The sequence below is a fragment of the Jeotgalibacillus marinus genome (genome assembly GCF_040801915.1).
Taxonomy (GTDB): Bacteria; Bacillota; Bacilli; order Bacillales; family Jeotgalibacillaceae; genus Jeotgalibacillus; species Jeotgalibacillus marinus.
Window position 1 is genome coordinate 1 of the sequence record NZ_JBFMIA010000032.1, and the last position, 11,063, is coordinate 11,063.

General features: G+C 37.3%; 11 protein-coding genes, 1 pseudogene and 2 riboswitches. Of the genes and pseudogenes, 7 read left to right on the plus strand and 5 right to left on the minus strand.

All coding sequences use genetic code 11. The annotated features are described in order from the left end of the window. The first annotated feature begins 214 nt into the window (after positions 1 to 214). Positions 215 to 892 carry a hypothetical protein gene (locus tag AB1471_RS16195; RefSeq protein WP_367780803.1) on the plus strand — a complete coding sequence of 226 codons (678 nt, stop codon included), beginning with the start codon at positions 215 to 217 and terminating at the stop codon, positions 890 to 892. Between the two features lie 63 nt (positions 893 to 955). Beyond that, positions 956 to 1,972 carry a hypothetical protein gene (locus AB1471_RS16200; protein WP_367780804.1) on the plus strand — a complete coding sequence of 339 codons (1,017 nt, stop codon included), beginning with the start codon at positions 956 to 958 and terminating at the stop codon, positions 1,970 to 1,972. Between the two features lie 137 nt (positions 1,973 to 2,109). Here AB1471_RS16200 and AB1471_RS16205 read toward each other — a convergent pair whose 3' ends face one another. Then, on the minus strand, positions 2,110 to 2,733 hold the full coding sequence (locus AB1471_RS16205; RefSeq protein ID WP_367780805.1) for a DUF421 domain-containing protein: 624 nt from the start codon (positions 2,731 to 2,733) through the stop codon (positions 2,110 to 2,112). A 79-nt stretch (positions 2,734 to 2,812) separates the two neighbouring features. Here AB1471_RS16205 and AB1471_RS16210 point away from each other — a divergent pair, with 79 nt between their 5' ends. From AB1471_RS16210 to AB1471_RS16230, 5 genes and pseudogenes are all read left to right on the plus strand, one after another. Continuing rightward, on the plus strand, positions 2,813 to 3,151 hold the full coding sequence (locus AB1471_RS16210; RefSeq protein ID WP_367780806.1) for a magnesium transporter: 339 nt from the start codon (positions 2,813 to 2,815) through the stop codon (positions 3,149 to 3,151). Between the two features lie 99 nt (positions 3,152 to 3,250). Further along, a riboswitch (M-box (ykoK) riboswitch) is annotated at positions 3,251 to 3,423 on the plus strand. Positions 3,424 to 3,704: 281 nt separating this feature from the next. Further along, positions 3,705 to 3,874, plus strand: a riboswitch (M-box (ykoK) riboswitch). Between the two features lie 208 nt (positions 3,875 to 4,082). After that, positions 4,083 to 4,886, plus strand: coding sequence for a 4-hydroxy-tetrahydrodipicolinate reductase (gene dapB / locus AB1471_RS16215; protein WP_367780807.1), 804 nt, complete (start codon positions 4,083 to 4,085; stop codon positions 4,884 to 4,886). 18 nt (positions 4,887 to 4,904) lie between these two features. Further along, a pseudogene (locus AB1471_RS16220) lies at positions 4,905 to 5,233 on the plus strand (methylglyoxal synthase). A gap of 31 nt (positions 5,234 to 5,264) precedes the next feature. After that, positions 5,265 to 6,248: a hypothetical protein gene (locus tag AB1471_RS16225; RefSeq protein WP_367780808.1), complete on the plus strand. Its 984-nt coding sequence runs from the start codon at positions 5,265 to 5,267 to the stop codon at positions 6,246 to 6,248. A 336-nt stretch (positions 6,249 to 6,584) separates the two neighbouring features. Next, positions 6,585 to 6,998, plus strand: a complete 414-nt coding sequence (locus AB1471_RS16230) for a VOC family protein (protein WP_367780809.1) — start codon at positions 6,585 to 6,587, stop codon at positions 6,996 to 6,998. A gap of 249 nt (positions 6,999 to 7,247) precedes the next feature. Here the strand turns inward: AB1471_RS16230 and AB1471_RS16235 are convergent, their stop codons facing one another. The 4 genes from AB1471_RS16235 to AB1471_RS16250 are packed head-to-tail and all read right to left on the minus strand — an operon-like array spanning position 7,248 to position 9,955. Further along, a complete protein-coding gene (locus AB1471_RS16235; protein WP_367780810.1) occupies positions 7,248 to 7,628 on the minus strand; it encodes a DnaJ family domain-containing protein in 381 nt (126 codons plus the stop codon). A 54-nt stretch (positions 7,629 to 7,682) separates the two neighbouring features. Beyond that, entirely contained in the window at positions 7,683 to 8,405 is a 723-nt protein-coding gene (locus AB1471_RS16240; protein WP_367780811.1) for an amino acid ABC transporter ATP-binding protein, read from the minus strand. A gap of 14 nt (positions 8,406 to 8,419) precedes the next feature. Further along, entirely contained in the window at positions 8,420 to 9,088 is a 669-nt protein-coding gene (locus tag AB1471_RS16245; protein WP_367780812.1) for an amino acid ABC transporter permease, read from the minus strand. A gap of 30 nt (positions 9,089 to 9,118) precedes the next feature. Beyond that, entirely contained in the window at positions 9,119 to 9,955 is an 837-nt protein-coding gene (locus AB1471_RS16250) for a transporter substrate-binding domain-containing protein (protein WP_367780813.1), read from the minus strand. Between the last annotated feature and the right edge of the window lie 1,108 nt (positions 9,956 to 11,063).

Genomic DNA, 11,063 nt, shown 5'->3' on the forward strand with positions numbered 1-11,063 from the left:
TGATTGATCCTATGCCATATAGTGCTAAAGCTCAACGATTAGAGGCTTATTCCATGTTGACTATTTTGTTTACTATGGATGGATAAACACTCTCTTCGTTGAGGGTGTTTTTTTGTTGTATTCAAGGAGGTGATGTTAGATGGATTGATAGGAATGATTAATGATGACAAGTAAGAATCAGAACAAAAAGAAAAAAACTAGGGAGGAATTGATTATGGGGAACGTTATGAAAAGAACAAGGATGTTAAGTCTATTTTCAACTTTGGTTATACTGGCAGCGGTTCTTTCATTTAGTACTAGTGCGAAGGCGATGATAGATACAGAAAAAGGATCCAACCTTCTATCTAACTTAGAGAATGTAGATACTTCTGCTACATTTGATCTCACTAAAGATGGTATTCAGGAAGAAAAGATCTATGATGCAGACAGTGAATCTAATATACGAGTCGAACACGTTGATACAGGTTATGTTCAATACATTTATGAAGGTGAGTGGGTTCATATTCCAGTGGGAGTATCGACATTTAATATTAGCACCACAAGTGAATTTTCACATGAAGAGTACGAAGTGAAAGTTTGGCGATTCAGAGAGGATGCGCCTCTTTATATCCTCTCTGTAGGTAATGAAATTGTAGAGTGGGACTACCCTGACTTTCCACTTGAAGTGGAATTTTCATCAACTATTATGAATCCTATAGAAGACTACTACCCAGGGCCAGCGTGGTCAAGATTAACTTATACTTATTATGACCTTAAAAACGCTGGTAACTTAGCCCTAGAGTATTCTAAAGTCGTAAAAATGCAAACTGTTGATTACTATGGCTCTCCAGTTGCTTATCTAACAGTACATCACTGCAGTTGGCTGGGGTTGAACCCGGCCTGCCCAAAATGACTAGATAGAAAGATTAATAATTGCAAGTACCAATCAGAACAAAAATGAGGGGGAATGAAAAAAATGAGAAAAGCAAAGGGTTTACTTGTTCGTTTTATGTTGATCGTAGGATTGTTGTTCACTGCACTTATTCCGAATAGTGCGAGTGCAGAAAAATTAGGGCACTTAGAAATCACTACAAAAGATTTCTATGTTGAAGATGGAAAACTGAAAGAGTTTAATAACAGTATTAATAAAACATCACTAAATAAAGCATCACTTCCACCATTAGATGAATTAATACCTGATGATGCTTATGTTAAAGGACTTCCTAGTAATACTTTAGATTTTCCTGCAAAAGAAATAACAGCTCCGATTGATTATTTAGCATTAGTATTTAATTTAAATGGCAAGAACATGACGGCTGGTCAGTTATTTCTTCATGCTCCAGATGCTGATTTATATGTTTTCAAAACTTCTCCAGACGATGAAATGCCTATGCAGCTTAGTCATGCTGAAATGGAAACGTATCCCCCTGGAAACCGTATTTATCCTGCGTTTGGGGAGGATATAGAAGTACGTTATTATAAAGACCACCCTCTTGTTGATCAGGCGAAAATTCAATTTGTTGGATATTGGGAATTAGTGGGGGGTAAATCTTTATCGAGTAACACTGGTTCAAGAATTTCCGAATCTTATACTATGGGTTCTGGTATAGACATAACAGAGGCATATGAATTGGCTTCAACAATTGGGGTTACAATAGGTTCTGAAGTAGGTTTTGATTATGCAAAATTAAGTGCAGAATTAAGCCATTCAATAACTGAAACGTTTGGTTATTCACAAACTATTTCACAAATCGAGGAAGTTACTACTACTTTCAATTTCGGTAATGAAGATCCTAATGGAATTCCTTATATCGGCGGAGTATACCAGTTGAAAGGTGAGTATTTAGTAAAAGAGCCTGGTCCTGACCTGAAAATAAGATTGGACTTTTTAAATTCCTACGGGGACTTCCCTGCCAAATTAAAACCTGATTTTTACTATGATAATAATCATTATCGACAGATACAAGCAGATTATATAGAACCAGACGCGTGATGATCACTGCAAGGAAAGATGAGTATGAACTTATACTCATCTTTTTTTGTGATTCGAAATGGACATAACGACATCAAGAGAACTCAAACATGGTCTTTTACCGGTGTACTTCTCGACAATAGTCTTTAAGGTTATGCCTATTGTAGGTGTTTTGGCGGATCTATTTTATGTGAATTACTGTCTACTTCAGAAAATAAGTCCTGTTCATTAGTGGATTGGTCTTGTTGTTGAACCGGAGACGAATTCAAATTAAAAAGTTGTTTAAGTTGCTGGATATCCTGTTGTAACGACTGAAACTCTTTATTCGTTACTGGTTTCGCTTCTTCTTTTAATTCACATCCTACATGGCCATTTGGCTCTAACGTTGCCCATTTGACATCGCTAATTTTGGATACGTTTTGTAGCCTCAATATCATTTCAAGTTGATCAACGGTAACCCTTAATTTCATCAAGTTTTTTTCATTCAACATTCCATTCTCTATCACTATTTTTGATTTACCTGTAATCAGTTTCTCTACACCGTCTGATTTCATTTGAAGGTATTCCATAACAATCAATGTTAAAACAAGGATGCCCCCAACCCCTAAAGTTGTCCACACACTCTTTCCAGTAAAGGGCTGTACTAATAATGATCCTATTTCGATCGTTATGACCATTTGAGCTAACGTCATTTGTGAAATCGATTTTCTTCCAGCAAACCGTAACAAAAATGTTCCACCCATCACGATCAACACTGATTTCCATATCCAATCTAATTCCATGAGAAAAATCCTTTCGGGTGATCAATTTTCAATGTGTCATATTACCAAATAAGCTTCCCTAAAAAAGGGAAACTTATAAATGAACGACAACACTATCCATCACTCACTCCCAAATCTCATTCTGTCTCCTCACATCATCCAAATCAATCATCATCCGCTGCATACTAGGTGGACAAGCTTTATTATACTTTTTCTTCTAGGCGCTTACAGAGGCGGAACTGAACTTGCGATGATCGTTGCAGTGACAATGGTTCTTGTCGTCATGCTAGTAAGTTTGATTGGCATGTCTTTACCATTTATTCTTAACAAACTAAAAATGGATCCAGCAGCCGCAAGCGCACCACTAATTACTTCTATTGCTGACATTTGTGGTGTACTCATTTACTTCTCCGTCGCAACATGGGTCTTAGGTTTATAGAACTCTGATCCATGTGGGCTAATAAACTAAAATGACTCAAATTCTTCACCACTGCATGATCGTTGAGTATAAATAAAAGTATAAGAGTAACAAAAAACAAAATATCCTTGTTAGGTGAGGCTCCTATATGGAGATAAGCTGCTGCCCAGAAATGTCGAAAGACACCAATGGGTCAACAGGAACCATCGAATTAAGGTGGTTTTTAACGTAGCTGGATCAATCTGATTGATCCTATGCCATATAGTGCTAAAACTCAACGATGAGACACTTATTCCATTTGACTATTAATTTAGTATGGACTAATAAACACCCTCTTCGTTGACGTTGAGAGTGTTTTTTGTTTATTCAAAAAGCTAATAAGAGATTGGAGGACAGTTACCTCGACCCTATACCCATATTAAATTAGAAAGATCCACATCACAAAAATCCTAAATTAGAAAGAAGAAATTTGTGGTGTATGACCCTACTTCCCCGTCGCTACATGATTCTTAAGTCAATGACAATGAAAGTAATCTTTATGGATGGTTAGTTAAGTAAAAGAGTAGCAAAAACAAAATATCCTTGTTAGGTGAGGCTCCTATATGGAGATATGCTGCTGCCCAGAAATGTCGAAAGACGCCAATGGGTCAACAGAAACTATCGGATTAAGGTGGTTTTTAATGTAGCTGGATCAATGATTGATCCTATGCCATATAGTGCTAAAACTCAACGATGAGATTCTTATTCCATTTTGACTATTTATTTAGTATGGAATGATAACCACTCTCTTCGTTGAGAGTGGTTTTTGTTTTATTCATAAAGTTGGTGAGAAATTATAAGACTGTTAGCTCGATCCTATAATGGCTCTCCAGTTGCTTATCTAACTACTGCTGTTGATCACTGCAGCTTGGTGGGGTTCAACCCATCCTGTCCCACAGGGAGGAATAATAGGATGACTGAAAAAATAAAAGTAGTCATTGCAGGAGTAAGAGGGAAAATGGGAAAAGAAGCGGTTAAACTCATGCAAAACACACCTCACTTTGAAATGGTAGGAGCTATTGATCATAGGAACAATGGCAAAACTTTAAGTCAACTAAATGGATTTATGGGGTTAAATGTTCCGATTTACAGTAATCTTGATCATTGTTTTAATGATACACAGCCGGATGTCTTAATTGATTTGACTATACCAGAAACGGGTTACATCCATGCCAAAACAGCACTGTTAAATCATGTACGCCCCGTTGTTGGCACAACAGGATTTAGTCAGGAGCAACTTGTAGAACTTAAAGAGCTAGCTGAAGAACGCAATCTTGGAGCAATTATTGCGCCTAATTTTGCGATTGGTGCAATTTTAATGATGAAGTTTTCACAAATGGCAGCTAAATATTTTGATGATGTTGAAATTATTGAAATGCACCATGATCAAAAGCTTGATGCTCCGTCTGGAACGGGACTAAAAACAGCGCAAATGATTACAAATCAACGAACTCCTAAACGACAAGGACACCTCAATGAGAAAGAAACGATTCAAGGAGCAAGAGGTGCTGATGTAGATGGGATGAAAATCCATAGTGTGCGCTTACCAGGACTTGTCGCTCATCAACAAGTGATGTTTGGTGGAGAAGGTCAAATGTTTACGATACGTCATGATTCATTTGACCGCACTTCATTCATGTCAGGTGTTCAAGTTTGTGTGGAAACGATTATGAAGATCGACACGCTCGTGTATGGACTTGAAAATATTTTGGACTAATGTTTGGAGGAACATGTGATGAACATTGAACTAATTGCTCGATAAGAAGAAGGATGAGTTGCTCGCTTTTGAAAGTATTCAATAAACACCAACTTTTTTCCCCGGGTACTACTGGTTTACGCATAAATGAACGCACTAACCTACCTATCCACCGTTTTAAATCTAGACCTTTAGGTGGTGACCAAGTAATTGATGTTGTCTTTTTCTTTCGTGATCCACTGATTGCCCAACCTCATGAACCAGATATATCAGCGTTAATTCGTTTAGGTGATGTGTATCAAATTCCGATTGCAACAAATAGATATCCTTGCCATAGGTGCTCACGAAAGATTAATAATTACAAGTAACAATCAGAACAAAAATGAGGAGGAAGAGAAAGTGAGAAAAGAAAAGAGTTTAATTGTTCGTTTTATGTCGATTATTGTAGGATTGTTGCTAACTGTACCATTTTTCACAAATAGTGCTAGTGCAGAAGGATTAGGGGATCCAGAAATAACTTCAAAAGATTTCTATATTGAAGATGGAAAAATGAAAGAGATCGATGACAGTTTAAATATATCAAGTCTACCACCATTAGAAGAGTTACTTGAATATGAAAACATGCTCCTCCATACTAGAGGATTTCCTGCAACAGAAATGGCAGACCCAGTTGACCATATAGCAGTAGTATTTCATCCTACTATCAACCTACCAATGACAATGTTCTATGATCTTGCTCAAGATGCTGATTTATTTATTATCAATGATGGGTATCTTGAGTTTAGGTGGACGAATGCTGAAATGAAAAAACATATTACAGATTTTCCGGGCGGCTACATTCATCCAAACATTCCTTTGGTAGAAGCTCGTTATTATAAAGATAACCCTCTTGTTAGTGATACAAAAGTTCAATTTGATGGATATTGGCAAAGAGGAGATGTGGTATCGCATAGCAACGGTAACCACATTAAAAGAACCTACACCTTTACTTCTGGTATCGAGTTAACAGAAGCCTATTCAATGACTGAAACACTAGGGATAGACATAAACTTAACATTGGGTCCTCCTTGGGCTCAGGTAGAAACTTCAATAAATCGTGAATTAAGTGAAGCATTTTCAAATGCACAAACGGTTACGGAAACTCAGACAGTTTCTACTGAATACACTTTTGGGGTCGATGGTGGGAATGGGATTCCTTATTCAGCCGCAGTATACCAATTGATGGGTGATTATAAAATCGTACCTGGTGAAAACCTGAAAAAGAGACTTGATGATCTAGAGACCTTTCCGTTTGTTCGATTCAGTCTAAAACCTGATACAAATGGTGTTGCGAACGATTATTATAGAGCGGTTCAAGTGAATGATATAGAACCAGACTTGTGATAATCACTAAAAGGAAAGGCGAGTATGAACTGATACTCGTCTTTTTTTGTCCTCCAAAATGGACATAATGACAACAAGAGAACGCAAACATGATCATATTATCTTTTTTCACCTGTGTAATTCTCTACAAAGAGCTTTAAGGTTATGCCTATTGTAGATGTTTTTCCCATGTTCATTAGTGAATCGGATAAATCACCAATAAATTTTATGCTAATTAGGTTCTCATGTTGTACAATAAATGTAAGTGAATTTGTTGTTTTCTACCTCATTGGACATTTTAAGAACTTAATAATGAAATGAAGTCTTCTACATTATTTCTTTAAAGGAGTGTTCACGATGAAATATCAAGCTACACCATACTTATCATTTAATGGCAATGCACGGGAAGCACTTGAGTTCTACAAAGAAGTGTTTGAAGGAGAAATTTTAGACGTTCAAACTTTTGGAGAAGCAAATTTCCCTACACCTCCTGAAGCAGATGATCAAATTATGCATGCTAAATTTAAAAAAGGGAATTTATTATTGATGGTATCCGATGCATTTTCAGACAACACTGTTGACGTTGGGAACCATATTTCTCTAGCGTTAGAGGTTGAGAATGAAGAACGTATTCAAACCCTTTACAGTCGTTTATCAGAAAACGGAACTATTTTAATGGAATTACAAGATACTTTCTGGGGAGCTCGCTTCGCTAAAGTGAAGGATGCTTTCGGAGTAATTTGGGATCTTAACCATACATTACAGAAATAATTTGGGTTATCCACAAAATCGATTGTGGATAACGATTTAACTGTCAGTTACTCAAACATAAAAACGGGCTAGCTATGACAAGCCCGTTTTTATGTTTGCCCCCCCTAATCTATACAGCATATGTATATGCGCTATTGGCCGTTTATTGATCAAGAAATAAAAGGCGAACACATATTATATATTACTAATATGTGTCTTGATAATTTTCAAAACGGTACGACTTTATTTCAAAGCCACCCCTTCCATCACTCACGCCCAAATCTCATGCTGCCCCTTCACATCATCCAACTCAATCATCATCCGCTGCATACTAGGTGGACAAGCTTTATTATACTTTTTAATTTTCTTGTTAATGTCTCTGATTTCTCTTTTAAATTCTTCAGCCGGTTGTCCTACGTTCATAGCAGTAACAACCTCCCCCAGTTCCGTGCGAATTTCCTTTTGAAGCTTAATCCACTCAGGCAAATAACCAGCATTTCGAGCCGTATTGACAAAGTTGTCATGAACGTCACCACTAAACATTTTTTTCGGTAAAGGTTTGCCAAAGCCAGCATTAGCCTTCACGTCATTGTTTTTTTCATAATCTTTATAGACCTGATCCATCCAATTTACATGATCAAATTTACTCACTCTTGTGCCTCCCCTCTCCTTAAAAAATTGCTCTCCTTTTACTCCTAGTGCTATCTACCCCACTAGCTGAATAAACTGTTTGGTGCGTTCTTGTGATGGGTTTTCAAAAAATGTTTTTGGATCGGCTGATTCGATGATTTGTCCCTCATCTATCATCACAATGCGATCTGCTACTTCTCTAGCAAATCTCATTTCGTGCGTCACAACTACCATCGTCATTCCTTCTTGGGCTAGTTGTCTCATTACCCCTAATACTTCACTTACTAATTCAGGATCGAGTGCAGAGGTAGGTTCATCAAATAGCATAACTTTCGGCTCCATTGCAAGGGACCTTGCGATGGCTACCCGCTGTTTTTGACCACCAGAAAGCTTATTTGGATAAACATCCGCTTTATCTGATAAACCTACTTTTTCTAGTAGCTTCTTAGCATGAATCATCGCTTCTTCTTTTTTCTTCTTCTTCACCATCATTGGGGCTTCAATGATATTTTCCAGCACCGTTTTATGTGGAAACAAGTTAAAGTGCTGAAATACCATACCTACTTCTGCACGTATTTTAGATAAATTATCTTTTTTACTATTGACTGACTTTCCGTCAATAATGATTTCTCCGCTGTTAATCATTTCTAAAAAATTAAAACAGCGCAGGAGTGTACTTTTGCCAGAACCACTCACTCCTACCAGGACCACAACTTCCTGTGGGGATACATGAAGGTCAACACCTTTCAATACTTCTAATTCACCAAATGATTTGTGGATATCTTTTGCAGTTAACATACGTGACCTCCTCCCTAATCCTTATCAACATCGAGTTTCTTTTCATATAGATGTAATAGATACGTAAAGATCATCACAAGGACTAAATAATATAGACCTACCACAACATACGTTTCGAATGGTTTAAATGACTGTGCTGCTTCTCTGTTGGCGAGTGAAAAAAGCTCCGCAACGCCGATGACGTAAACAAGAGAGGAATCCTTCAGCGTAATAATAAATTGATTCCCTAAAGGAGGAATGGATCTTTTTAACGCTTGCGGGAAAATAATTCGACGCATACTCTGCGTTTTGGTCATTCCAAGTGAACTACTTGCTTCTGATTGACCTTTATCAATCCCTTGAATGGCTCCACGGAAAATTTCTGCTATGTACGCACCGCTATGCACACCCAAAGCAATCGCTCCAGCTTGAAAGTTGGATAGCGTGACAAATTCAGCAATTCCATAATATAAAAAGACAATCTGTACGATAAGAGGTGTTCCCCGTATGATTGTGATGTAAATATTTGCAATGAGTTGCAACGGTTTTGATTTTGACAGCTTTAATAAAGCAAAGAACAGACCCAGCAAACAGCCTAGCACAATCCCTACGGCTGTTAGCTGAAGGGTAACGACAGCGGCATCTAAAAAACCGGATAATGTTCGAGTAAACACATCAACGATCGTGTAAAATGTCTCTGGCATGAAGCGACACCTTCCTAATTCATGGACTTGTTATTCTAAAATTTCAATTCCTTCTATATCAACATCTAAAAGATTTCGGTCAAATAATTCAGTTGAAATTTTATCATACGTTCCATCTTCAATGATTTCGTTAAGTGCTTCATTGATTGCTTCAAGAAATTCCTCATTGTCTTTATTCACAGCAATGGCTGGTCGTTCAATCCATAGTGGAGCTCCGACATCTTTAATTTCAAGACCTGCTGCCATGGCTTCATATCCTACAACATCTGCTGTAATCACCGCATCCAATCTACCTTCAATTGGTAAATCATTTAAAGCAATCACGTCACTGTTATAGTATTGAACATCATCTGTATATTCTTTTGCCACTCCATCATATGTACTTGTTGCTACGACACCAATTTTTTTCCCTTCAAGATCTTCAACGGATGTAATGTCGTCGTTTCCTTCAGCTACAAATATCATTCCACCCGAATAGTAATATGGGTCCGAGAAATTGACTTGCTCAGCTCGTTCATTTGTAATCGCCATACTTCCGATAATCGCATCAAAACGAGCATCCACTAAACCTTGTACAATCGTTTCCCATGGTGTTGTAACGGGATTCGGTTCAAGCCCTAATTTTTCTGCGATCGCATACCCAATTTCCACATCAAACCCTTTCAGCTCTCCGCCCTCTTCATAGTTAAACGGTTTATACAAACCACTTGACGCCCAAGTAAATTTACCATCCTCAAGTAAATCAAATTCACTTCCCGCATCACCCGTTGATCCTGACCCTGATGAACCAGACGAATCATCCGTTCCACAAGCAGCTACTAACAAACCCGCTGATAATGCCATACCTAAAATGGAACCCTTTTTCATGTGTCATTCTCCCCTTTTATATAATTTATCTATCAACCTATTTGAAAACCGGTTTAAAAATGGGTAGTTACAAAGTTTACCTAATTATGTAAAAATACCTATACGAATTTATGTATATTTCTTTCTCCTGATACATTGTCTCTACTCGACTTAAGTTCTCGTTCATCATGATCTTTAACTGAAACAAATCTCATAATGGGATTAATAGGGAAAAATAGTTTCTTCAAAAACAACTTCTCTGTCCTTTTGACCTGCACTCAAATGATGATATGAGGGTTCCAATTTTTGTAGTACCTCCTACATTTTATAACCTTCAAATAAAAGTTAGATCATTCAAATTAGTCCTATTTTACCCTTTTACAGGAAATCCCGCAAGTTATTATCTGAAAATTCAACCTAGTTTTGTCTGTTAGTCGCTATTTTAAAAAACAAAAAAACCGGAAGCACTTAAGATTCAGACACTAATAATCTTAAATACCTATTAGGTAGATGGAAAGAAGAATCGAACTGTGTGGTTTGGTGGCATTGATAAAAGGAGGGATAGAGATGAAAATAGAAATTGTTGTTCACAACGATTTTGATGTTAATGCTAGTTATACCAACTGTATCTGCTTCTACGGATGACATAGAAAAGTATCGGATTAAAAGGTCATACTCCTGATGTAGCCGTATTTGAAGATGGATCACTTATTTCTGTTAAAGAACAGGATCAAATCCTTTACTATCAGAATTATAGCTAAGACCACCAAGTATATTTAGCGGAGGGCACTGAAAAAGTCCTCTTTTCTAAGAAAAATAAAATAGCAGGAAAAAAACGAGCCTCTAGAATCCCTTCTAAGGCTCGTTACGCATTGAAGGAGACATTTTTGCCCCCCTTAATTTCTTTGTTTTTTAACCATTACTTTTTCAGTGGCCTCTACTAATCGTAGTCGGCGGTCTTTGTTGTGGTTATGCTTTTTTATATTTCGGTTCCATAACTCAAGGCTATCGAGTGCATTTTTACTTTTCTTTACAATTAGAACGGGAACCGCAACCTGCACCAAATGGTTGTATTTGTAATACTCTTAGAGTAAGGTCAACGACGATTTTTTCACGTAGTCTATCAAAC